Origin of the sequence: Pseudarthrobacter sp. L19, from assembly GCF_050859435.1 — a bacterium.
GTDB lineage: Bacteria > Actinomycetota > Actinomycetes > Actinomycetales > Micrococcaceae > Arthrobacter.
Genome location: NZ_CP193935.1, coordinates 3179748 through 3203977 on the forward strand (window position 1 = coordinate 3179748; position 24230 = coordinate 3203977).

The 24230-nt window shown below is 67.3% G+C and carries 12 protein-coding genes, 2 tRNA genes, 5 pseudogenes and 1 other annotated feature; of the genes and pseudogenes, 9 read left to right on the plus strand and 10 right to left on the minus strand.

Translation table 11 applies throughout. The features are described 5' to 3' along the window. Together selA and ACRQ5B_RS15220 are read right to left on the minus strand one after the other, a co-directional pair. A complete protein-coding gene (gene selA, locus ACRQ5B_RS15215; protein ID WP_432395285.1) occupies positions 1–1326 on the minus strand; it encodes an L-seryl-tRNA(Sec) selenium transferase in 1326 nt (441 codons plus the stop codon). A gap of 36 nt (positions 1327–1362) precedes the next feature. Continuing rightward, positions 1363–1457: transfer RNA gene (locus tag ACRQ5B_RS15220), tRNA-Sec, on the minus strand. 64 nt (positions 1458–1521) lie between these two features. On the opposite strand from ACRQ5B_RS15220, the gene selD reads away from it, so the two are divergent. Continuing rightward, positions 1522–2523, plus strand: a complete 1002-nt coding sequence (gene selD / locus ACRQ5B_RS15225) for a selenide, water dikinase SelD (RefSeq protein ID WP_432398786.1) — start codon at positions 1522–1524, stop codon at positions 2521–2523. Positions 2524–2586: 63 nt separating this feature from the next. On the opposite strand, the gene nrfD is transcribed toward selD, so the two are convergent. From nrfD to ACRQ5B_RS15245, 4 genes and pseudogenes are all read right to left on the minus strand, one after another. After that, on the minus strand, positions 2587–3678 hold the full coding sequence (gene nrfD / locus ACRQ5B_RS15230; RefSeq protein WP_432395288.1) for an NrfD/PsrC family molybdoenzyme membrane anchor subunit: 1092 nt from the start codon (positions 3676–3678) through the stop codon (positions 2587–2589). Next, entirely contained in the window at positions 3675–4676 is a 1002-nt protein-coding gene (locus ACRQ5B_RS15235) for a 4Fe-4S dicluster domain-containing protein (protein ID WP_432395291.1), read from the minus strand. Before ACRQ5B_RS15235 ends, nrfD begins: the two co-directional genes overlap by 4 nt. A gap of 100 nt (positions 4677–4776) precedes the next feature. Beyond that, positions 4777–8096: pseudogene (gene fdh, locus ACRQ5B_RS15240) on the minus strand (formate dehydrogenase). Between the two features lie 149 nt (positions 8097–8245). Continuing rightward, positions 8246–9187, minus strand: a complete 942-nt coding sequence (locus tag ACRQ5B_RS15245; RefSeq protein ID WP_432395294.1) for a LysR family transcriptional regulator — start codon at positions 9185–9187, stop codon at positions 8246–8248. A 120-nt stretch (positions 9188–9307) separates the two neighbouring features. Here ACRQ5B_RS15245 and ACRQ5B_RS15250 point away from each other — a divergent pair, with 120 nt between their 5' ends. The 7 genes and pseudogenes from ACRQ5B_RS15250 to ACRQ5B_RS15280 all read left to right on the plus strand — a co-directional run bounded on the left by ACRQ5B_RS15250 (position 9308) and on the right by ACRQ5B_RS15280 (position 15334). Next, the gene (locus ACRQ5B_RS15250) at positions 9308–10300 is read left to right on the plus strand and encodes a DUF1852 domain-containing protein (protein ID WP_432395296.1); all 993 of its coding nucleotides are present in this window, start codon (positions 9308–9310) and stop codon (positions 10298–10300) included. Between the two features lie 20 nt (positions 10301–10320). Beyond that, complete coding sequence (locus tag ACRQ5B_RS15255) at positions 10321–11367, plus strand: methionine synthase (RefSeq protein WP_432395299.1); 1047 nt, start codon at positions 10321–10323, stop codon at positions 11365–11367. 2 nt (positions 11368–11369) lie between these two features. Next, a pseudogene (locus tag ACRQ5B_RS15260) lies at positions 11370–11943 on the plus strand (flavin reductase family protein). A 230-nt stretch (positions 11944–12173) separates the two neighbouring features. Further along, positions 12174–12680, plus strand: coding sequence for a hypothetical protein (locus tag ACRQ5B_RS15265; protein WP_432395301.1), 507 nt, complete (start codon positions 12174–12176; stop codon positions 12678–12680). Positions 12681–12918: 238 nt separating this feature from the next. Beyond that, positions 12919–14182: pseudogene (locus tag ACRQ5B_RS15270) on the plus strand (IS3 family transposase). Continuing rightward, positions 13188–13322: a sequence feature (AL1L pseudoknot), on the plus strand. (Overlaps the previous pseudogene by 135 nt.) 447 nt (positions 14183–14629) lie before the next feature. Further along, entirely contained in the window at positions 14630–14758 is a 129-nt protein-coding gene (locus ACRQ5B_RS15275) for a hypothetical protein (protein ID WP_432395304.1), read from the plus strand. A gap of 204 nt (positions 14759–14962) precedes the next feature. Beyond that, the gene (locus ACRQ5B_RS15280) at positions 14963–15334 is read left to right on the plus strand and encodes a hypothetical protein (protein WP_432395307.1); all 372 of its coding nucleotides are present in this window, start codon (positions 14963–14965) and stop codon (positions 15332–15334) included. A gap of 15 nt (positions 15335–15349) precedes the next feature. On the opposite strand, the gene ACRQ5B_RS15285 is transcribed toward ACRQ5B_RS15280, so the two are convergent. After that, positions 15350–15431 (minus strand) — tRNA-Leu (locus ACRQ5B_RS15285). Between the two features lie 207 nt (positions 15432–15638). Here ACRQ5B_RS15285 and ACRQ5B_RS15290 point away from each other — a divergent pair. Further along, the gene (locus ACRQ5B_RS15290) at positions 15639–16244 is read left to right on the plus strand and encodes an ANTAR domain-containing response regulator (RefSeq protein ID WP_290258035.1); all 606 of its coding nucleotides are present in this window, start codon (positions 15639–15641) and stop codon (positions 16242–16244) included. 85 nt (positions 16245–16329) lie between these two features. On the opposite strand, the pseudogene pyk reads toward ACRQ5B_RS15290, so the two are convergent. The 3 genes and pseudogenes from pyk to gltB form a co-directional block, all read right to left on the minus strand. Then, positions 16330–17828, minus strand: a pseudogene (gene pyk, locus ACRQ5B_RS15295) (pyruvate kinase). 104 nt (positions 17829–17932) lie between these two features. Further along, positions 17933–19389: pseudogene (locus tag ACRQ5B_RS15300) on the minus strand (glutamate synthase subunit beta). Continuing rightward, positions 19382–23998, minus strand: a complete 4617-nt coding sequence (gltB, locus tag ACRQ5B_RS15305; protein WP_432395311.1) for a glutamate synthase large subunit — start codon at positions 23996–23998, stop codon at positions 19382–19384. Before gltB ends, ACRQ5B_RS15300 begins: the two are co-directional and overlap by 8 nt. Between the last annotated feature and the right edge of the window lie 232 nt (positions 23999–24230).

Below are 24230 nucleotides of genomic sequence, written 5' to 3' on the forward strand. Positions count from 1 at the left end.
TCAGGCCGCGCCCCCGGCGCCAGCGGAGCCTGCCTGCGCTAGGCGGACTGCGTCGAGGATCCGGCCATCGTCGGCGGCGGGCACGCAGCGGAGGTCGATCAGGCAGGCGCCGTCGTGAACCCGTGGCAGCACGGCGGGGGTTCCGGTTCGCAGCGGCTTAGCGAGCCGTTCCGGCAGCCGCAGCGCCCAGCCCGGCAGCGGCACGCCGGGGGCGCCGCCGCCGCCGACCCTGCCGTCGTGCGCCACGACCGGTACGTCGAGGGCGGCAGCGAGACGGTCGGTGCGCCGGCGCAGCTCGTCGGCGTCGGCGTGCAGGGCCTCGGACACGGGCGTGGTGCCGGCGGTGACTGTGGCTTCGAGGGCGGCGAGGGCGAGTTTGTCGGCGCGGACCGCCCGGGCCAGGGGGTGCCGGGCCAGTCTGTCGATGATGTCCTTGCGGCCCAGCAGCAGGCCGGCCTGGGGGCCGCCCAGGAGCTTGTCGCCGCTGGCGATCACGACGTCGGCGCCCGCCAGGAGCGCCGAGGTCACGTCGGGCTCATCCGGCAGCAGCGGGTCGGGCGCCAGCAGTCCGCTGCCGAGGTCGGCCACCAGGGGCACGCCGCCGGACCCGGTCAGCCGGCTCAATTCCTGCACCGAAACGGCAGAGGTGAACCCGTCGACCCGGAAGTTGCTGGGGTGGACCTTGAGCACGCACCCCGTCTGCGGTCCCATGGCGTCCGCGTAGTCGGCCCGGTGAGTCCGGTTGGTGGTGCCGACCTCCCGCAGCACGGCCCCGGTGGATTCCATCAGGTCCGTCAGCCGGAAACCGGCGCCGATTTCGACCAGTTCGCCGCGGCTCAGGACCACTTCCTTGCCGGCCGCCAGGGCGGTGGTGGCCAGGACGAGGGCTGCCGCTCCGTTGTTGACCACCAGAGCGGCCTCCGCGGCGGGGCAGGCCGCGAGCAGCGCCGCGCGGGCGCCGGCTCCCCTGCTGGAACGGCTGCCGTCCCGGAGGTCGAGTTCGACGTCGACGTAGCCGCTGGCGGCGAGCAGGGCTTCCTTCGCGGCGTCCGAGAGCGGGGCGCGCCCGAGGTTGGTGTGGACGATGACGCCGGTGGCATTGAGTACCGGCCGCAGGGTGGTGGCCCGGCGGGCGTTCACCGCCGCGGTCAGGGTGGGTTCCACCCGGTCGGGGGCCAGTTCGCCGCGCCGGGCCCGGTCCTGGACGTCCCGGACCAGCTCGCGGATGACGTGGCCGCCGAGCCGCCCGGCGGCTTCCCGGACAGCGGGCAGGGCAAGCAGGTCGTTCGTCCGCGGAATGAATCGCCGGGGGTCGATCTGGTCCACGGTCCTCCTCGGCCGGCGGCAGGCACGCCTGAAAGTTGGCGGTGGCGGACGGGAATCGAACCCGCCAGGCCGAGATGCTCGGCCGCACCGGTTTTGAAGACCGGGGGGCCCACCAGGACCCGGACGCCACCGCGCATCAATATAGCAGGGTTGGCTTGGGGGTACGCTGGGCGGGTGACCGAGGCCCAGACAACTATCCGGGAGCCGGAAGAGGGCGCCGAGCCCATCCGGCTCACAGGCTTTGCGCACGGCGGAGGATGTGCCTGCAAGATCCCGCCGGGCGAACTCGAGGACGCTGTCCGCGGCCTGATCGGGCACCCCGGGCCGGAGGTGCTGGTCGGTCTGGACAGCGGCGACGACGCCTCCGCCGTCCTGGTCCGCGAGGACCTGGCGGTCCTCACCACGGCCGACTTCTTCACCCCGGTGGTCGACGACGCCTACGACTGGGGCCGCATCGCTGCGGCCAACGCGTTGTCCGACATCTATGCCATGGGCGGCCGGCCCGTGACGGCCATCAACCTCCTCGGCCGGCCGCGCGGCGTGCTCCCGATGGAACTCATGACCGAGGTGCTCCGCGGCGGGCTCAGCGTCGCCACCGAGGCGGGATGCCCGGTGCTGGGCGGCCACTCCATCGACGATCCGGAGCCCAAGTACGGCATGGCCGTCACCGGCGTCGCGCACCCGGATCGCCTGCTGCGCAACGACGCCGCCGCGCCCGGCCTGCCCATCACCCTGACCAAGCCCCTCGGCGTCGGGCTGCTCAACAACCGCCACAAGCAGACCGGCGAGGTCTTCGCCGAGGCGGTCGAGACGATGGCGCGGCTCAACCGGGATGCCTCCGACGCGGCCGTCGCCGCCGGGGCGAAGGCCGCCACGGACGTCACGGGTTTCGGCCTGCTGGGGCACCTCTACAAGATGGTCCGCGCCTCCGGAATCGGTGCCGTGATTGACTTGCAGTCCGTCCCCCTGGTGGACGGGGCCCGCGAAGCGCTCCGCGACGGGTTCGTCTCCGGCGGCACCAAGCGCAACCTGGACTGGGTGCGGGCCCACCTCGACGCCGACGCCGGCATTACCGAGGACGACCTGCTGCTTTTGGCGGACGCGCAGACCTCCGGCGGCCTGCTGGTGGTCGGCGAGGTGCCCGGCTACCCGGTGATCGGGCATACGACGGCGGGCCAGGGCATCCGGATCCGCTAGGCCCGGCGCGCCGACGGCCCGCGCAGGACTGAAAGACTGTCCGCAACCGCCCGGGCCGCTCCGTCAGCTGCCGGTGGTGATGGCGTCGCCGGTGATCCCGGCGGCACGCCGCTTTTCCAGGCGCCGCTTCTGCGGTTCGATCGTGTAGCGGGGATCCTTGGCCGAGGCGAGCCCGGCCTCGAACACGCCGAAGCGGGTCAGCGCCGAACCGGCCAGCAGCGCCAGTCCCGACGCCGCCGCCACGATCCTGTTTCGGCCTCCGAGCAGGGTTCCCAGTCCCCCGGCCAGGACAAGCCGCTCACTCCACGTCAGCATGGTGCCGGCCTTGCCCTGGTGCAGGGGCTCTGCGGCCACCGGGTCCATCCGGCGTTCCATGATCTTCATGGCCACGACGTCCCCGACCACGCCGAGGAGCGCGAAGTTCCGAGCGGGGCCGGCCTCTCGAACTGGCGTCGTCACCATCGCTAGCCCGGCGGAGGCCAGGCTGGCGGAGCTGACGAACACGAACGGCAGTTCTCCGTGCATCTCGTTCCAGGTCGGCGTCGCGGTGTCGCCGAGGAGGACGGCAGTGTAGGCCGCCAGCGGGCCCGCGAAGACGGCGGCTTCGAGGCCGGCCGGGCCTTCGACGGCGCGCAGCACGCCCCGCAGCGGTCCCAGCGGCAGCCGTTCACCGGTCAGCCGGTCGACCTCCGCCGCGGCGGCGACGCCGGCCCCGGCGCTGAAGGCGCTGAGGATCCAGGAGCCGACGCTCATCGGGGAGGTTACCTTGAAGGTGCGCAGCATGTGCAGGAAGCGTTCCGGGCGCCCGAGGTCCTTGACCAGGGCGACGGCGCCGAGGCCGACGGCGCCGAGGGCACCGAGCCGGGCGTTCCGCCGCAGCAGCGGCCGTCCGCTCAGTTGGGCGCCGGCGGCCAGCAGGGCCGAGCCGCCGGCAACGCCGCCGAGGAACAGGTATGCGGCGACGTCGTCGCCCCACGGCGCCGGCTTGACGACGGGGCGGCCGTAGTAGGAGGTGAACTCCGGCTCCGGCACCATCGGCATTTCGCGGGAGCCGTCACCGTTGTCCCTGCGTCGGCCGGGTCCCCGCTTGCCCCCGTTACGACGGCGTCGGGCGGGTTCCGCGGGACGGAAGCTGTCGAATTCGGAAAGCGTCACTCGCGTCCTCCAAGGAATGCCACGGCGGCGGCCGCCGCCATGCCGGCGACCGCGACGGCGGCGCGCCGGTACATCTTCGGCAGGTCGGCGGTGGGAACCCGAGGGTCCGGCGGGAGGCCGTAGACCTCGGGTTCGTCGAGCAGCAGGAAGACCGAGCCAGTCCCGCCCACGCCGTCGTTCTCGTTCGCGCCGTAGAGCCGCGCCTCGGTCATACCCTGGGCGTGCAGGGTGGCGACCCGTTCCTTCGCGGTCTCCACCATGTCGTCGTGGTCGCCGAACTTGATCGACGTCGTCGGGCAGGCCTTGGCGCAGGCGGGCGTCTCGTCGGCCACGAGCCGGTCATAGCAGAGCGTGCATTTCTGCGCGACGCCGGCGTTCGGGACCTCTGGGTGCCCGGCGTGCTGCTCCTCGCGGCTGGTGGCAACCTTGACGGTGCCGTTGCTGCGCCGTTCGATGACGCCGAAGGGGCAGCCCGCCACGCAGGTGCCGCAGCCGTTACAGACGTCGTCCTGCACCACCACAGTGCCGAATTCGGTACGGAACAGCGCCCCGGTGGGGCACACGTCCAGGCAGCCGGCGTGCGTGCAGTGCTTGCACACATCCGAGGACATCAGCCAGCGGAAGTCGGCGGTGTCCGGCGGCGTGGTGTCCGCACCCGCGACGACCGTCCCGGGCCGCGGCGGCGGCCCGATGCGCGGCATGCCCAGGCTCACCAGCGCACGGCCGGATTCCCGCGCCTCGGCGATGCGTTCCTGGCCCTGCTCGATGAAGGCGACATGCCGCCAGGTGCTGGCACCGAGGGACCCGGTGTTGTCATAGGAGGAGCCCAGGAGTTCCAGGTTCCCGTCCTGCGGGTTGTGGTTCCATTCCTTGCACGCCACCTCGCAGGCCTTGCAGCCGATGCAGATGGAGGTGTCGGTGAAGAATCCCTTGCGGGGATGGTTGTGTTCCCAGTGCGCGTCGGTGGTGGGGTCGGTCGGTCCGGTCAGCTGGCCCATGCGGTCCTCCAACGTCGGGTCGGTGTCCGGGCGGCGGCGAGGTGCCGCCGCCCGGACCGGGCAAGATTTGCTGCGTGCCGGGCAGCTCCCGGGGCGCGGGTCACGGCGTCGGCCCGCCCGGATGCTCGCCGGGGTGCTCACCCTCGACGTCCGGATGGGTCACCGTGCTGTTGCTGGTCTCCACGGTGAGCCCGGCGCGCTCCTGGTACTCGGCGACGAGCGCCAGCAGTTCCGGTCCCCGCGGCCTGCGCCCGGGGCGGATGTCGCAGGAGGCCACCTTCGATTCCTGGATCTGGACGTTGGGGTCGAGGGTTACGCCCAGCAGGTCGTTGGCGGCGTCGCCGCTGACGACGGCGCTGTTCCCGACGCCCCAGTGGTAGGGCAACCCGATCTGGTGAACGGTGTGGTTCCCGACGGTCAGCGGCGTCATTCGCTCCGTGACCAGCACCTTCGCCTCGATGGCCGACCGCGCCGAGATGATGGTGGCCCAGCCGTAGGGCTCCAGTCCGCGCTCGGCGGCCAGTTCGGGCGAGACCTCGCAGAACATCTCCGGTTGCAGCTCGGACAGGTACGGCAGCCAACGGCTCATGCCGCCGGCCGTGTGGTGCTCGGTGAGCCGGTACGTGGTGAACACGAACGGGTAGACGTCAGCGCCAGGGTCGCCTGCGCTGGGCGCGCTGAGGTTGTCCTTCCGGGGGTATTTCAGGCGTGACGGGCTCTGCTGCTGCGGGTAGAGGCCGTTGGCGACCGGTGATTCCTGGGCCTCGTAGTGGGTCGGGAGCGGCCCGTCCACGAGTCCCTTCGGCGCGAAGAGCCAGCCCTTGCCGTCGGACTGCATGATGAACGGATCGTCTCCGCTGAGCGCGGCCGGCCCGCCCACGGACGGATCGGGTTTGGTCCCGGGGGCGAGGGTCGGCGGGAAGTCGGGGACGTCGTCGCCCACCCACTTGCCTTGTTCCTCGTCCCACCAGATGTACTTCTTGCGCTCGCTCCACGGCTTGCCGTCCGGGTCGGCGGAGGCACGGTTGTACAGGATCCGGCGGTTGGCCGGCCAGGCCCAGCCCCACTCGGGGGCCGCGGGGCCCTGCTCCTGGCCCGGCTTACGGTTGGCGGCGTGGTTGATCCCCTCTGCGTAGACGCCGGTGTAGATCCAGCAGCCCGCCGTCGTCGAGCCGTCGGCGCGGAGTTCGGTGTAGGCGGAAAGGGGCTTCCCGGCATCCGGTCCGGTGAGGTGACGGCCGTTGATCTCGGCCAGCACCGACTCGGGATCCAGGTCGCCGTGCTCGTCCGTCGGGTAGTCCCATGTCAGGTCCAGCAGCGGACGGTCGCGTTCGTCTTGGGAGTCGGCGAGCTTCTCCCGGATCCGGTGACCGAGTTCGTAGAAGAACTGCAGTTCGCTCTGGCACTCCCCCGGGGGGCCACCGCCTGGTGACGCCACCGCAGCAGCCGCTGGGTCTGGGTAAAGGACCCGGCCTTCTCCACGTGGGTCGCCGCCGGCAGGAAGAAGACCTCGGTCTCGATGTCCTCGGTGCTCAGTTCCCCGGACTCGATCTCCGGGCCGTCCTTCCACCACGTCGCCGACTCGATCATGTTCAGGTCGCGGACCACCAGCCACTTAAGGTGGGACATGCCCAGGCGCTGCATCCGGCCGTGGGCCGAGCCCACCGCCGGGTTCTGGCCGAGCAGGAAGTAGCCTTCCACCTCATCCCGAAGCATGCTCATCACGGTCTCGTAGGTCCCGTGCGCACCGGTCAGGCGCGGCAGGTAGTCGTACGCCCAGTCGTTGTCCGCCGTCGCCGCATCACCCCACCACGCCTTCAGCAGGCTGATGGTGTACGCGTCGGCGTCGGCCCAGAAACCCTTTTGGTTCTTCGAGGCGTTGGCCTTGAGGTACTCCTCGAGGGTGTCGTGGCGGCCGGCGCTGGGCATCGGCAGATAGCCGGGCAGCAGGTTGAACAGCGTGGGAATGTCGGTGGAGCCCTGGATGCTGGCGTGGCCGCGCAGGGCCATGATTCCGCCGCCCGGGCGCCCCACGTTCCCCAGCAGCAACTGGAGGATGGCGGCGGCACGGATGAACTGGGCGCCCAGGGAGTGCTGGGTCCAGCCCACGGCGTAGGCGAAGCAGGTGGTCCGGTCGCGGCCGGAGTTCTCCGTGATGGTCTTCGCCAGGTAGGCAAAGTCCGCCTCGCTGATGCCGCACATATCGCGCACCATGTTCGGGGTGTAGCGGGCGTAGTGCCGCTTCACGATCTGGAAAACGGTCCGGGGGTTCTGCAGCGTGTCGTCCCGCAGCACCTCGGCGTGCTCAAGGGGCGGGCCGCCGCTGCCGAAGGTATCACCGGAGGCCCGGGCCCCGGCCTCAGCGCCGTGTTCCGGGCCGGCCGGTTCGCCGATCGAGCCGTCTTCGGCTTCGTCGTAGGCCCAGGACGAGTTGTCGTAGGCACCCTTCTCCGGGTCGAAACCGGAGAACAGGCCGCCCAAATCCTCGGCGTCGCGGTAATCCTCGTGGACCAGGGTGGCCGCGTTGGTGTACGCGGACACGTACTCCTTAAACCACAGGTCATTGGCGATGACGTAGTTGATGAGGGCGCCAAGAAGCACGACGTCGGATCCGGCCCGGATCGGCAGGTGCTTGTCAGCGACCGCCGAGGTGCGCGTGAACCGGGGGTCGATGTGGATGACCTTGGCTCCGCGTGCCTTCGCCTCCGCTACCCACTGGAATCCGACCGGATGGCACTCGGCCATGTTGGATCCCTGAATGATGATGCAGTCGGCGTTGGCCATGTCCTGCAGTGATTGCGTTGCACCACCGCGTCCAAACGAGGCTCCCAAACTGGGAACCGTGGCGGAGTGTCATATACGGGCTTGGTTCTCCGTCTGTACCGCTCCGGCGGCAGTGAAGAGCTTCTTGATCAGGTAGTTCTCTTCGTTGTCCAGGGTGGCGCCGCCGAGCGAGGCGATGCCCATGGTCCGGCGCAACAGGCGCCCGTGATCGTCGGTCTGCTGCCAGGTCCGGCGGCGGCTTTCGATGAAGCGGTCGGCGATCATGTCGACGGCGGTGGAGAGTTCCAGCCGCTGCCATTCCTTGGCGCGCGGGGCGCGGTAGAGGACCTTTGTCTGACGGCCGGGAGAGTTGACGAGCTGTTCGCTGGCGGATCCCTTGGGGCAGAGCCGGCCGCGCGAGATGGGCGAATCCGGGTCACCCTCGATCTGGACGACGCGTTCGTCTTTCACGTAGACGCGCTGGCCGCAACCGACGGCGCAGTACGGGCAGACGCTCTGCACCACCTTGTCGGCGGTGGCCGTGCGCGGGGCGATGCTTCGGGTCTTGGGCGAGGTCACGGAGGGACCGCGCCCCAGCAAATCGCCGGTGCTGAGCTGCCGGATGACCGGCCATTCAAGAAAACTCCGCGGTGCCATCTTTGGAGCTTATCCCAGATCACATTCGGCGCAACAGGAACGCGCCGCGGAGCCAAAAGAAGGACAGGACAGGACACTGCGACTGCGGCGGGAATCGAACGCGACTGGGCGCCTCCTTCGCCGAGGGAGACCCACCCGCTCAACTGCAGTCAGCCGAGTAGCCCTATGCCGAACTCAGAGACCACGGCCCGCAATTCCCCGAGGTAACGCTTCGCCTGCTCGGTCAGCGGGATTGCGGCGTGACCGATCCAGCCGATCTCGATGCGTTCGTCAACGTCGAGCGGGATGGCGACGATCTCGGGGTCGAGCTCCCCGCTGATGATGCCCGTCGAGATCGTGTAGCCGTGGAGCCCGATCATGAGGTTGAAGATCGTGGCACGGTCGGAAACCCTGATCTCCTGCTTGCTGGACATGGTGGAGAGAATCTCTTCGGCGAAGTAAAAGGAGTTGTTCGCACCTTGATCGAAGGTCAGCCGCGGCATGCCGGCGAGATCGTCGAGAGTCGCGCGCTCCTTGGACGCCAGCGGGTTGTTCCGTGCAACAAAAATGTGCGGATCGGCGTGGAAAAGTGGAGTGAACGCGAGCCCGGATTCCCGGAGCAGCTTGTCGATGACCTTGCGGTTGAAATCGTTCCGGTAAAGGATGCCTAGCTCGCTGCGGAGCGTGCGGACGTCCTCGATGATGTCCCAGGTGCGGGACTCACGGAGCGAGAACTCGTATTCGGCCACCTCAGTGGCCTTGACCATCCGGACGAACGCGTCCACCGCGAACGAGTAGTGCTGCGTTGACACCCCCAGCAGGCGCCGCGTCGGCGGCCTGCCAAGGTAACGCTGCTCGAGAAGGGCGAATTGCTCGACGACCTGCCGCGCATACCCGAGGAACTCTGCCCCGTCCGCGGTGAGGGTGACCCCGCGGGCGGAGCGAACCAGCAGGGCGCGGCCCACCCGGGCCTCAAGGTCTTTCATCGCTGCGGACATGGTCGGCTGGGCTACGTAAAGAAGATCGGCGGCCGCGGAGATTGACCCCTCAGCTGCAACTTCTATGAAGTAGCGGAGCTGCTGCAGGGTCAGTCCGCTCGAAATCTGGGCCATAGGCAAATTCTATATGAATGCATAGTAAGCACTAGTTACTCGATACCCCCAGGGACACTGCACCATGGGTACATCCGCGTAGGAACGGCCGTCTCCGGCCCATCAAAGGATTGGCAGCACATGGCAGACGACTTCACCTTCAGCATCACCACGACACGCTTCGACGAGGACTACACCCCGTCGGAGGACTCCCGGATCACGACGAATTTCGCCAACCTGGCACGGGGCGAGCACCGCCGGGAGAACCTCCGCAACGCCCTGACAATGATGCGGCGCCGCTTCAACGATCTCGCAGACTGGGACAACCCTGACAGGGACCGCTATGCGCTCGAGCTCGACATCGTCTCCGTACAAATAGAGTTCACCGCGGATGGTACGGATCGGCAGTTCCCCCTGTTCGAGGTTCTCGACATCTCGATCGTCGACCGACTGAACAGGGTCCGCCACCATGGGATCGTCGGGAACAACTTCTCTTCCTACGTCCGTGACTTCGACTTCAGCGTCGTGCTTCCGGCGGCAGCAGCGGAGTCCGGCAAGCCCACCATCCCGGAGGACTTCGGCGACCTTCACGGCAAACTGTTCCAGCAGTTCCTCGATTCCCCGGCGTGCCACGAGCGCTTCCCGCAGCCGCCCGTGGTGTGCATCAGCGTCTCAACGAGCAGGACGTACCGGCGAACGGAGAACCGGCACCCAGTCCTGGGCGTCGAGTACCAGCAGGACGAGTTATCGCTGACCGACGCATACTTCGCAAAGATGGGGCTGCAGGTCCGCTACTTCATGCCACCCGGCAGCGTTGCGCCGCTTGCCTTCTATTTCCGCGGCGACCTACTCAACGACTACTCCAACCTGCAGCTCATCGGCACGATCAGCACCATGGAGACGTTCCAGAAGATCTACCGCCCGGAGGTCTACAACGCGAACTCCGCCGCCGCCGCCGTCTACCAGCCGAGCCTGGGCGAGCAGGATTACTCGCGGACACAGATCGCCTACGACCGCGTCGAGCGCGGTCAGCTCGCGATCACCCAGGCGAAGTACACGGAAGAGCACTTCATCACACCCCACAGGGATCTACTGGACCGGTGGACCGCCAACTACCCCGCTCTCGTCAGCTGACACACGGAGAATTCTCACTCATGAACACACTTTTGCCCACCACCGTCGTCGGAAGCCTGCCGAAACCATCGTGGCTCGCCCAGCCGGAAACTCTTTGGTCCCCGTGGAAACTGGAGGGAGACGCACTGCTCGAGGGCAAGGAGGATGCACTCCGCATCGCAATCCACGAGCAGACCCGACGCGGCATCGACATCGTCGGCGACGGCGAACAGACCCGCCAGCACTTCGTCACGACCTTCATCGAAAATCTCAGCGGGGTCGACTTTGAACAGCGCAAGACCGTGCGCATCCGCGACCGCTACGACGCGAGCGTACCGACCGTCGTCGGACCGGTGCGCCGCGAACGGCCGGTGTTCGTCGACGACGCAAAGTTCCTCCGCGCAACCACCGACCGCCCGATCAAGTGGACCCTCCCCGGTCCCATGACGATGGTGGACACGCTCTACGATGACCACTACAAAAGCCGCGAAAAGCTGGCCTGGGAGTTCGCCACGATCCTGAACCAGGAGGCGAAAGAACTGGAAGCGGCCGGCGTGGACATCATCCAGTTCGACGAGCCCGCGTTCAATGTTTTCCTCGACGAGGTCAAGGACTGGGGCGTGGCAGCGCTTGAGCGGGCGGCAGAAGGACTGCGCGCGGAGACCGCCGTGCATATCTGCTACGGCTACGGGATCAAGGCAAATAACGACTGGAAAGCGACGCTCGGCGCGCAGTGGCGGCAGTACGAGGAGACCTTCCCGCTGTTGCAGGCCTCCAGCATCGACATCATCTCGCTGGAATGCCAGAACTCGCACGTGCCCATGGACCTCATCGAACTCCTCCGCGGCAAGAAAGTCATGCTCGGGGCCATCGACGTCGCCAGCGAGACCATCGAGACCCCGGAGGAGGTCGCCAACACGCTCCGCAAGGCCCTGCAGTTCGTCGATGCGGACAAGCTGATCCCCAGCTCCAACTGCGGCATGGCGCCGTTTCCCCGGGATGTGGCACTGGCGAAGCTGAGTGCCCTGAGCGCCGGGACGAACATCGTTCGGGAGGAGCTCGCCCGCTCCGCCCCCGGGGCGTCGTAACCGTGTTCCACGCCTACCCTCCGGATACCTGGCTACAGCCACCCGAGCAACGCTTCCCGTCGTCCCTCACGGCCGACGAATTCAAGGCACTGTTCCGTGGCCACCCGGGAGGTGTCGCCGTCATCACGGCGGACGCCGGCGATGGACCGGTGGCGCTGACGGTATCGTCGGTCGTGTCTGTGAGTGCCGAACCTCCGTTGCTGATTTTCTCGGTCTCGGCACTGTCCTCTGCGTCGGAGGTACTTCTGCGCGCCGACACCGTCGTCGTGCACCTGCTGGACGCGCACGACGTCGACCTGGCGAAGTGTGGCGCGACGCCCGGGGCCGACCGATTTGATCAGTCGCACCGCTGGGCACCCCTTCCAACCGGCGAAGCGGTGTATGAGGATGTCCGCGCCTGGGTGCGTTGCGTCGTTATTAATCGCATGGAGGTAGGGACCTCCACAATCATCGCCGTTCACGCCCTGGAGTCCCGAGTGATGCGTGAGGGTCCAAGCTGGCGAACCCGGCGACGCACTGGTTTACCACAACCGTTCATGGCACCGGCTGGGCGAGCATTCGAAGCTTGAGGACTGAGCGCCGCGCCAACAATTCCGTGCGGGCCGCCCCAAGCGCGGCCTCCAATGCTAGTAACGCACGCCTCTGGGCCTGAAGTGGCCGGGCGCTCGGCGAAAACGAAGGAGGGCACCTCAAGGAAGACTGGCCCTAGCCGCCACCGCGCGGCGGGCCTACGATGCGCGGACAGACGTTAGGGATTTCCCGTACCCGTGGGGGGACTTTTTCCGAAAGCAAAAAGGAGCCACCTCATGAAACGCGCACTGATTCCTGTTTTTCTTCTTCTAGGCCTTTACGCGGGACCGGGACCGGCCGCGGCCGCCCCGGTCACGCCGGTGGAACCGACATCAGAGACGCTCGACTGCCCTGGGTTCCAGGTCGATGCCGTCTATTCGGGCCAGATGAAGGTGCTTGAAAAGTTTCCCCACCATATAGTCGATGATTCCAAGCCGATGAAGTTCTACACCAACGTCGGTGCCGACGTCTCAGTCACGCTGACAGGCCGGGTACCGTCGTCGAAATCCGTGACCTACAAGTTGAACGGGACTATCCGGCTGGCATTTGACTTCACCATTCCAGACTTTCTCATCAACTTGACCGGTAAGAACCTGATTTCGGTCCCGAAGGTCTATGGGGTCCCTGGGATCTTCTACACCTCCGGCCAGTTGGGTTATCTGTTGAATGGGCCGGTATATCCGAACGCAGGGCTCACCGGCCCCGGCAAAGTCACGGATGTTTGTGCGCTGCTGGCTCCATAGCCGCTAATCTCGGCTCGCTCAAACCGAGAATGAGCGAGCCTTCGCTCTAGGTGCGCCCGGCCGGCAGCTGAACACCGTCCCCGAAAGGCCGTGCTCACCCACGAGGCCCGACTGAGCGCGGCTTATCGCGGCCGCCCGACGCATTGGCGCGCTTTCTCATTCGGTCACGACTCGTTCATCCCGGGCATTGAACCGTACCGGGTTTGATGCCGCTTCCTTTTTGTGAAGGATGGCGATCATGCCCAAGCGATACCCCCAGGACCAGCGTGAGCGTGCCGTGCGGATGGTCCTGGACCACCTCAGTGAGTACGACTCCGTTTTCGCCGCCTGCTCCGCCATCGGACCCAAGCTCAATATCGGCAGGGAGTCCCTGCGCCGGTGGGTTCTCCAGGCCCAGATCGACGCCGACGAACGTCCCGGCGTCACCAGTGCCGAGCAGACCCGGATCAGGGAGCTGGAAAGTGAGAACCGGGAACTGCGGGAGGCCAACGAGATCCTGAAGAAAGCCTCGATTTTCTTCGCGAGGGAGCTCGACCCTCGCCGCCGCAAATAGCCGGATTCATCGACGAAATGCGTGCCGATGGCCACGGGGTCGAGCCGGCCTGCAAGGTCCTGCGTGAGCAGGGCGTGCAGGTCGCCCCGCGGACTTACCGGTCCTGGAAATCCAAGCACCCGCTGCCCGGACTGTCACGGACGCTGCTATCGTCAACGCGCTGAAAGACACCGCAGAGAAACCCGAGTCCCTGTACGGACGGCGGAAAATGACAGCCTGGCTGCGCAGAGAGGGCCACGAAGTGGCCAGATGTACCGTCGACCGGCTCATGCGGGATGAAGCCATGAACGGCCTCGTCCGGGGCCGGAAACCCAGAGCCGGTGCGCCAGCGAAGGACTCCCAGCGGGCCCCGGATCTGCTGAACAGGGACTTCACCGCGGCCCGGCCGAACGCCGTGTGGGTCACCGACTTCACTTATGTCAGAACGTGGGCCGGCTTTGCGTACGTGGCCTTCGCGATTGATGTCTTCTCCCGGGCGATCGTGGGGTGGCACGGCTCGACGATCAAAGACACGGACATGGTGCTCACCACCTTGAAGATGGCGCTCTGGCGCCGGGATCAGGCCGGAACGCCGGTCCCTGCTGGCATGGTTCATCACAGTGACGCCGGCTCCCAGTACACCTCGATCCGGTTCGGAGAGGCACTGCTGCTTGAAGGCTTGGCGGCTTCCGTCGGCAGCGTCGGCGACGCGTACGACAACGCCCTCGCGGAATCCACGATCGGTCTGTACAAGAACGAATGCGTCCGCAAAGGCAGTCCCTTCATGACAGGCCCGCTAAAGCAGTTGGCGGATGTGGAGAAGGCGACCATGAACTGGGTCCACTGGTACAACACCAAGCGGCTTCACAGCACCTTGTCCATGATCCCGCCCGACGAGTTCGAGCAGAACTACTATGCTCAAATAGACGCCTCATCAGACGACGAGGCCACCAGCAAGAAGACGGCCTAAAACCCGGTACGGTTCACATACGTCAATCGTCACCGCCCTGAACGTCGGGACAGACGAGCGGCACTCCCCCGCAGGCGGCAACCTCTCGACGGTGACGTCCGGAGCCAAAGCCGACCACGCTGTGCATGCCCAAGCAGGAGCATACCCATGGAAGTCCCCGAAGACTCGCCGGACCAGCCCTACCCCGCAGCGCCGCATATACCAACGAACGCGTTCGGGCGTCCTGTCCCACCACGGCCATCCGTTGCCCGGACCGATCAGGATCTCGCGCGTGAGCAACTGGCCGACGCGGCGAAACCTACGTGCCGCCATCGGCCCGCGTCCGCGGTGGCGGGGATCTGCTCCGGTGCGATCGCCTCAGCATTGCTACACCTGTCGCTGACACGGTCCAGCATCGAGTGCGATCCGCTCCTACACCGCCAGCCGGACGCCGCATGGTGTCCGATCATGCGGGGCCCGTACTTCGATGTCGCGGCATGGACCCTGGTCCTCAGCTTCGTCCTGGCGCTCATCGCCTATGGGACTGTCCACGCGATCCTGCATCTCCGCGATGAGGCGGGAGGCTACGTTGAATAACCCCTCGGCCTCCTGCGCCGGTCGGCTCGGCCCATGACATGGAGAGGGAGAAAGAGACGGCTCCACGTCTCCGCGGCACTGGTTGCCCTAACACTGCTTACAGGTTGCACCTACGAGGACGAACAGGAAGGGCATTACCCTCCGGCGGAGGTGAAAACCAGTTCCGCTCTTCAGGCAGGGGGCGCACCGCAACAAGATGCAGACATGCTCGCCACTGAAGTCCGGAACTACACCGACATTGAGCGCCGCCTCGCGAACGCGCCGGGCAGGGTGCTGCTGTCCGCCTCAAGCGCTGCGAACGGCCCGAGCGTCGGGTTCCGCGAGGACGCCCTCATTCAGGACCCCGGCGCCTATATCTTCACCATGGCCTGCGTCGGTATCCCTTATGCGCAAATTCGCCTGACCGAGCAGGTTGTTGGGGGTAAGAGAGATAAGATTTTCGAGGTCGATTGCTCGGCTACCCGAATAGAAATTGTGCAGTTGCAGGCGGGCCATGTCATTGCCCGATTAATCCGGTACGACCCCGCGGGCCCCTGGACCGGCGCCGTCGCAGGGATAAGGGTCTCTGCCCCCTAGCTGGGTGCGTTACTGTGCCCGAGGTGGGACTCGAACCCACACACCTTTCGATACCGCATTTTGAGTGCGGCGCGTCTGCCAATTCCGCCACTCGGGCGCGGAGACACCGGCTGTCATAATCGGCCGCTCCAGGGGTCCTGTGAGCAACGCGATCGCTTCCGGTGCGCGGATTTACTCTACATGCAGATAGGCTGAATTCCAGAATCGCGCCAGTGAAGCCGCATCGATCCCCAACGGCCCCAGTACACCCGCGGACGCGCCACAGAATGGCACAACGCCCGCCGTACCTTTTCAAGGAGTTCCCGTGTCAGAACAGACGGATTCCACCCCCGCTTCCCAGCCCGCCCGCCGCGTCGTGGTCGCCGAGGATGAGACCCTCATCCGCCTGGACATCATCGAGATCCTGCGCGGCGAAGGCTACGACGTCGTCGGCGAGGCGGACAACGGCGAGAAGGCCGTGCAGCTCGCCGAGGAGCTGAAGCCGGACCTGGTCCTCATGGACGTGAAGATGCCCGTCATGGACGGCATCTCCGCCGCCGAGAAGATCGTCAAGGCCCGCATCGCCCCCGTCGTGCTGCTGACCGCCTTCAGCCAGAAGGAACTGGTCGAGCGCGCCCGCGACGCCGGAGCCATGGCCTACGTGGTCAAGCCCTTTACCCCCGCGGACCTGATCCCCGCCCTGGAGATCGCCCTCTCCCGGCATGAGGAGATCAAGGCCCTGGAGAGCGAGGTCAGCGACCTGCAGGAGCAGTTCGCCACCCGCAAGCTCGTCGAGCGCGCCAAGAGCCTGCTGACCACCAAGATGGGCCTGACGGAGCCGGAGGCGTTCCGCTGGATCCAGAAGACCTCGATGGACCGCCGCCTGAGCATGCGCGAGGTCGCCGAGACCATCATCAACCAGGTCAACTAAAGCCCGGACGGCACCACAGAGACATAACAAGGAGGGCCCCGCCGCTGGATTCCAGCGGCGGGGCCCTCCTTATCTGTCCGAAGAACTAGATCTTGTTGTTCTTCTTCTTCTTTTCCGGCCACGGGCCGAGCTTGTCCTTGGTGACGGTCGCGTCGCCCTGGCTGCCGGCGTCGGCGAGGTCGCCCACGCGGTGCACCTTGAGCATGTTGGTCGAACCGGCCTTGCCCGGAGGCGAACCGGCGGCGATGACCACCATGTCGCCGTCGTCGACGAGGTCCATCTCGAGGAGGTTGCGGTCCACCTGGGCCGTCATCTCATCCGTGTGGCCCACCATCGGGACCAGCACCGGCTGGATACCCCAGGTCAGCGCCAGCTGGTTCCACACGTGCTCCACCGGGGTGAACGCGAACACCGGGCGGGTGGGGCGCAGGCGGGAGAGGCGGCGGGCGGAGTCACCGGACTGGGTGAAGGTACAGATGTACTTCGCCTCCAGCTGGTCGGCGATCTCGACGGCGGCACGGGTGATGGCGCCGCCGCGGGTCTTGGGCTTGGTGCCCAGCGGGGGACGCGCTCCAGTCCGTGGACCTCGGTGGATTCGATAATCCGGGCCATGGTCTTGACGGTCTCAATCGGGAACTTGCCCACGCTGGTCTCGCCGGAGAGCATGACCGCGTCGGCGCCGTCGAGCACGGCGTTGGCGCAGTCGGAGGCCTCGGCGCGGGTCGGGCGCGGGTTGTCGATCATGGATTCGAGCACCTGGGTGGCGACGATGACCGGCTTGGCCCAGCGGCGGGCCAGTTCGACGGCGCGCTTCTGCACGATCGGCACTTCCTCCAGCGGAAGCTCCACGCCGAGGTCGCCACGGGCCACCATGATGGCGTCGAAGGCGTCGATGATCTCGGGCAGCTGCTCGACGGCCTGCGGCTTCTCGATCTTGGCGATGACCGGAACCCGGCGGCCCTCTTCGTCCATGATCTCGTGGACGCGGGTGATGTCGGAGGCGTCGCGAACGAAGGACAGCGCCACCATGTCGACGCCGCGCTTCATGGCCCAGCGGAGGTCATCCTCGTCTTTTTCGCTCAGCGCGGGCACGTTGACGGCCACGCCGGGGAGGTTGATGCCCTTGTTGTTGGACACGAAGCCGCCAACGACCACCTGGGCGACGACCTTGACGTCGTCGACCTCCAGGGCGCGCAGGGCCACCTTGCCGTCGTCGATCAGCAGGGCGTCGCCCGGGTTGACGTCTTCGGTGAGGCTCTTCAGGGTGGTGGAGCAGATGTCCTTGGTGCCCGGGACGTCTTCGGTGGTGATGGTGAAGATGTCACCGACGGCCAGCAGGTGCGGGCCGTCGACGAAGCGGCCCAGGCGGATCTTGGGACCCTGCAGGTCGGCCATGATGGCGACGGCCTTACCCAGCTGCTTAGCGGCCTTGCGCACGTTCTCGTACGTGTTGTCGTGCACGGAGTAGTCGCCGTGGCTCATGTTCATCCGGGCCACGTCCACGCCGGCTTCCAGCACGGCGAGAGTGTTCTCGAAGCTGGCGATCGCCGGTCCAAAGGTGGCCACAATTTTAGCGCGTCTCATATACCTACCCTAGTAGTCTCTTGGTTGTTTAAGCTGACGGGGAGAAGAACGGCAGGCGTCCTTCACGGGCCGGCGAGGGATCGCCCCGCCGGCCCGGAGCCGGGTTAGAGGACCGAAATGGCACGGTCCGTCGGTGCGACTGGCGCGGGCAGCGTGGTGCTGCCCATCAGGAACTTGTCCACTGCGGCGGCGCAGGCCCGGCCCTCGGCGATCGCCCAGACGATCAGAGACTGGCCGCGGCCGGCGTCACCGGCGACGAACACGCCCTCGGTGTTGGTCATGTAGTAGCCGTCCCGGGCTACGTTGCCGCGGCCGTCGAAGTCGGCACTGACCTGCTCGGTGATGCCGGCCGGTTCGGCGCCGGTGAAGCCGAGCGAGAGGAACACCAGGTCCGCCGGGATGATCCGCTCGGTCCCGGCCTTGGGCAGGCGCTTGCCGTCGACGAATTCGGTCTCGGCGACCTTGACGCCGGTGAGCTTGCCGTTCTCTCCAACGAACTCGACGGTGGAGGCCAGGTAGGTCCGCTCGCCGCCTTCCTCGTGGGCGCTGGCCACCTCGAACAGGGTCGGAAAGGTGGGCCAGGGCTGGTGCGGCGCACGCTCGGCGGCCGGCTGTTTGCCGATCGCCAGGGTGGTCACGGAGGCGGCCTGGTGCCGGTGTGCGGTGCCGAGGCAGTCCGCGCCCGTGTCGCCGCCGCCGAGAATCACCACGTGCTTGCCGGCGGCGTTGATCTGGTACTCCACGGTCTCCCCGCCACCACGCGGTTCGCGGGCACCAGGTAATCCATGGCGAAGTGCACGCCCTCGAGCTCGCGGCCCGGGATCGGCAGGTCACGGGGCACGGTGGCGCCGGTGGCGATCACGACGGCGTCGTAGCGGCGGCGCAGCTGTTCCCAGGTCACGTCGGTGCCGACGGCGACGCCGGTGCGGAAGCGGGTGCCCTCGGCCTTCATCTGGTCCAGCCGGCGGTCGACGTGGTCCTTTTCCATCTTAAAGTCGGGGATGCCGTAGCGCAGCAGGCCGCCGATCTTGTCGTCGCGTTCGTAGACGGCGACGGTATGGCCCACCCGGGTGAGCTGCTGGGCCACGGCCAGGCCGGCCGGGCCGGAGCCGACGACGGCGACCGTCTTGCCGGTTAGGCGCGCCGGCGGCAGCGGGGTGACCCAGCCGTTGTCGAACGCCTGGTCCACGATCGAGACCTCAACCTGCTTGATGGTCACGGCGGGCTGGTTGATGCCCAGCACGCAGGACGCCTCGCAAGGGGCGGGGCAGAGCCGGCCGGTGAACTCGGGGAAGTTGTTGGTGGCGTGCAGCCGCTCCATCGCCTCTTCGCCCTTGTCCCGCCAGACCAGGTCGTTCCATTCCGGGATCAGGTTTCCCAGCGGGCAGCCCTGGTGGCAGAACGGTACGCCGCAGTCCATGCAGCGGCCGGCCTGGGCCTTCAGGACACCCTTTTCCTGCGCCTCGTAGACCTCTTTCCAGTCCATGATGCGGACCGGGACGGGGCGGCGCGGCTGGGTCTCACGCTGGCGTACTTTCAAAAATCCGCGTGGATCAGCCACCGGTAACCTCCAGGATTCGAGACCAAACTTCTTCGCCGTCGGGGTCAAGGCCCTCTTCGATGGCGTCGAGACGGGTTTGCAGGACCGCCGCGTAGTCGCGCGGCAGGACCTTGGTGATGCGGGCGACGGTGTCGTCGAAGTCCTCGAGCAACCGGGCCGCGTGCTGGGACTCGGTTTCCTCCACGTGCCGGGTCAGCAGCGCGCGGACGATCTCGCGGTCCTCGGCGTCGAGCTCGCGCAGCAGGAGTTCGCCGGCGTCGAGGGCCTGCTTGTTCACCCGTTCGGGCTGCAGGTCCAGGACGTAGGCCGTGCCGCCGGACATGCCCGCGCCGAAGTTCCGGCCGGTCCGTCCGATGATGAGCGCCTGGCCGCCGGTCATGTACTCGCAGCCGTGGTCGCCGATGCCCTCGACGACGGCGGTGGCACCGGAGTTGCGGACCATGAACCGCTCCCCCACCTGGCCGCGCAGGAACAGCTCGCCACTGGTGGCGCCGTAGCCGATCACGTTGCCGGCGATGACGTTGCGTTCGGCCGGGAAGACGTTGGTGCGGTCCGGGCGGACGATGACGCGGCCGCCGGAGAGGCCCTTGCCGACGTAGTCGTTGGAGTCACCGAACATGCGCAGCGTGATGCCCGCGGGCAGGAACGCGCCGAGCGACTGGCCGGCGGTGCCGGTCAGGGTGATGTCGATGGTGTCCGGGGCGAGCACGTCGGTGCCGAAGGTCTTGGTGACCTCGTGGCCCAGCATGGTGCCCACGGAGCGGTCGGTGTTGATCACGTCGACGGAGATTTTCACCGGCGTCCGGTCGCTGAGGGCCTCGGCGGCCATCCCGATCAGGCGCTGGTCGAAGTGCTTGTCCAGTTCGTGGTTCTGGCCGGTGAGGTTGCGCAGCGGCGCGTCGTCGTCGAACTCCAGCCCGTGCAGGATGGGGTCCAGGTCCAGGCCCTCGGCCTTCCAGTGGCTGATCGCCTCGCGGGTGTCCAGCATCTCGGCGTGGCCGATCGCTTCCTCCAGGCTGCGGAAGCCCAGTTCGGCGAGGATTTCGCGGACTTCCTCGGCCAGGAATTCGAAGAAGTTGACCACGAATTCGGGCTTGCCGTTGAACCGGGACCGGAGTTCCGGGTTCTGCGTTGCGACGCCTACCGGGCAGGTGTCGAGGTGGCAGACGCGCATCATGATGCAGCCGGAGACCACCAGCGGCGCGGTGGCGAAGCCGTATTCCTCGCCGCCGAGCAGCGCGGCGATGACGACGTCGCGGCCGGTCTTGAGCTGGCCGTCCACCTGCACCACCACGCGGTCGCGCAGGCCATTGAGCATCAGGGTCTGCTGGGTCTCGGCCAGGCCGAGCTCCCACGGCACGCCCGCGTGCTTGAGCGAGTTCAGCGGCGAGGCGCCGGTGCCACCGTCGTGGCCGGAGACCAGCACGACGTCGGCCTTGGCCTTCGTGACGCCGGCCGCCACGGTGCCGATGCCCACCTCGGAGACGAGCTTGACGTGCACCCGTGCCGAGGGGTTGGCCCGCTTGGCGTCGTAGATCAGCTGCGCCAGGTCCTCGATCGAGTAGATGTCGTGGTGCGGCGGCGGGGAGATCAGTCCGACGCCGGGCGTGGAGTGCCGGGTCCGGGCCACCCAGGGGTAGACCTTCTGGGCCATCAGCTGGCCGCCCTCGCCGGGCTTGGCGCCTTGGGCCATCTTGATCTGGATGTCGTCGGCGTTGGTCAGGTAGAGGCTGGTGACGCCGAACCGGCCGGACGCGATCTGCTTGACCGCGGAGCGGCGGGTGGGGTCCAGCAGCCGGTCGACGTCCTCGCCGCCCTCGCCGGTGTTGGACTTGCCGCCGAGGCGGTTCATCGCGATGGCGAGGGTTTCGTGCGCTTCCTGGGAGATGGAGCCGTAGCTCATCGCGCCGGTGGAGAAGCGCTTGACGATGCTGGAGACCGGTTCCACTTCCTCCAGCGGCACGGCCGGGCGCAGTCCGTCCTTGAACTTCAGCAGCCCGCGGAGGGTCATCAGGTTGGTGGACTGATCGTCCACGCCGCGGGTGTAGGCCTTGAAGATGTCGTAGCGCCGTTCGCGGGTGGCGTGCTGCAGCCGGAAGACCGTCTCCGGGTTGAACAGGTGCGGTTCGCCGTCGCGGCGCCACTGGTACTCGCCGCCGCCCAGCAGCGGCTGGTGCGGCTGCTCGATCCCGTTCTCCGGGTAGGCCATGCGGTGCCGGGCGGCCACCTCGGCCGCGATGACGTCCAGGCCGACGCCGCCGAGCTGGGAGTGGGTGCCCGCGAAGTATTCGTCCACCAGTTCCTGGCCGAGGCCGAGCGCCTCGAAGGTCTGGGCGCCGGTGTAGGAGGCCACCGTGGAGATGCCCATCTTGGACATGATCTTCAGGACGCCCTTGCCCAGGCCCTTGATCAGGTTGTAGACGCCGTCCTGCGCGGTGACGCCGGTGACGTCGCCGCAGGCGATGAGCTGTTCCACGGATTCCATCGCCAGGTACGGGTTGACCGCGGACGCGCCGTAGCCGATCAGCACGGCCACGTGGTGGGTCTCGCGGACGTCGCCGGCCTCGACCACCAGCGCGGTCTTGGTGCGGTTGGCACTGCGCAGCAGGTGGTGGTGCACGGCGCTGACCAGCAGCAGGGACGGGATCGGGGCCCACTGAGCGTTCGAGTCTCGGTCCGAGAGCACGATGTACTGCACGCCGCGGTTGATGGCGCCGGAGACCTGCTCGCAGATTTCGGTCAGCCGGGCCCGGAGCGCGTTCTCGCCGCCCTCGGGCCGGTACAGGCCGCGGACCTTCATGGCCACGCGGTCGCCGTCGACGTTCTCGATGTTCGCGATCTTGGCCAGCTGGTCGTTGTTGATCACGGGGAACGGCAGCGAGACCTGCGGCTGGCGCACGCGCTTGGTGTCCAGCAGATTGCCGTTCGGGCCGATTGCGCAGGTCAGGGACGTGACCAGTTCCTCGCGGATGGCGTCCAGCGGCGGGTTGGTGACCTGGGCGAAGGACTGCACGAAGTAGTCGAACAAGAGCCGGGGCCGCTTGGAGAGCACGGCCACCGGGGTGTCCGAGCCCATGGCGCCGAGGGGTTCGGCGCCAGTCCGAGCCATCGGGCCGAGCAGGATCTTCAGTTCCTCGGTGGTGTAGCCGAAGGTGCGCTGGCGGATGTTCACCGACGCGGCCGTGTGCACCACGTGCTCGCGCTCGGGCAGGTCCTTGAGGTCGATCAGGTTGTCCTTGAGCCATTCGGCCCACGGGTTGGCCGCAGCCACCTCGGCCTTGACCTCGGAGTCATCGATGATTCGGCCGGCCTCGGTGTCCACCAGGAACATCTTGCCCGGCGAGACGCGGCCCTTCTTGACCACCTTGGCCGGTTCGACGTCGATCACGCCGACCTCGGAGGCGAAGACCACCAGGCCGTCCTCGGTGATCCAGTAGCGGCCCGGGCGCAGGCCGTTGCGGTCCAGGGTGGCGCCCACCAGGGCGCCGTCGGTGAAGGACACCGCGGCGGGGCCATCCCACGGCTCCATCAGCAGCGAGTGGTATTCGTAGAACGCCCGGCGGGCGGGGTCCATGGTGGCGTGGTTTTCCCAGGCCTCAGGGATCATCATCATGATCGAGTGCGTGATGGGCCGGCCGGAGAGCCAGAGCAGCTCCGCGACCTCGTCGAACGACGCCGAGTCCGAGGCACCCGGGGTGCAGATCGGGTAAAGCTCCTCGGGGCTGTCGCCCAGCAGCGGGTTGGCCAGCTGGGACTGACGGGCCCGCATCCAGTTCCGGTTGCCCTTGACGGTGTTGATCTCGCCATTGTGCGCGATGGTGCGGAACGGCTGGGCCAGCGGCCAGGACGGGAAGGTGTTCGTGGAGAAGCGCGAGTGCACGATCGCGAGCTTGGTCTTGAAACGCTTGTCCGAGAGGTCCGGGTAGAACGGCTCCAGCTGGGCGGTGGTGAGCATGCCCTTGTAGACGATCGTCCGGGACGACAGGGACGGGAAGTAGACGCCGAACTTGTTCTGCGCGCGCTTGCGGATCCGCCAGGCCCGGGAGTCCAGGTCGTTGCGGGAGAGCGCCTCGCCGGTGCTGGAGGCCAGGAACGGCTGGGAGAAGTACGGCATGCAGGCCCGCGCCATGGCGCCGACCAGGTCGGCGACGACCGGAACCTCACGCCAGCCGAGGACGGTGAGGCCCTCATCGGCGGCGAGGGCTTCGATGCCTGCCTTCGCGGCGTCGGCCTCGCGCTGCTCGGCGGGGAGGAAGGCGGTCCCCACCACGTACTGGCCGGCGGCGGGCAGCTCGAAGCTGGTCACGGCGCGGAAGAACTCGTCCGGGATCTGCATGAGGAGGCCGGCGCCATCGCCGGTTCCCTCATCAGCTCCGACGGCACCGCGGTGCTCGAGGTTGCGCAGGGCGGTGAGCGCGGCATCGACGATGTCGTAGCCGGGTTCGCCGCGGAGGGTGGCAATGATGGCCAGGCCGCAGGCGTCCTTCTCCTGCTCCGGGTTGTACAGGCCTGCGGCGTCGGGCAGTGCCGCGAAGCGCCGGAAAGGCGAGAGTGCCGTCGCGGGCTGGTCCGGTTCAGACCAGCTGGGGCTGTGCAGAGTTTGGGTCATGGGAGACGTCCTTCCTCCTGATCGAGCGTATGGGAGGGACAACATTGGCCCGTGACGCTGCGCCGGTGTGACGGGCACAACAGTGTGATTTTCCTACTGGAATTGTAGGCCAGAGCCGCATACTGCACGAACAGTTACGCGGGCCGCCGGCCGGACTTGCGCGCGGCTGTTATGTGCCGGACACGCTGTCCTGTGAGACCACGACGCTGTGGGTAACGGGCCCGGCCGGGGT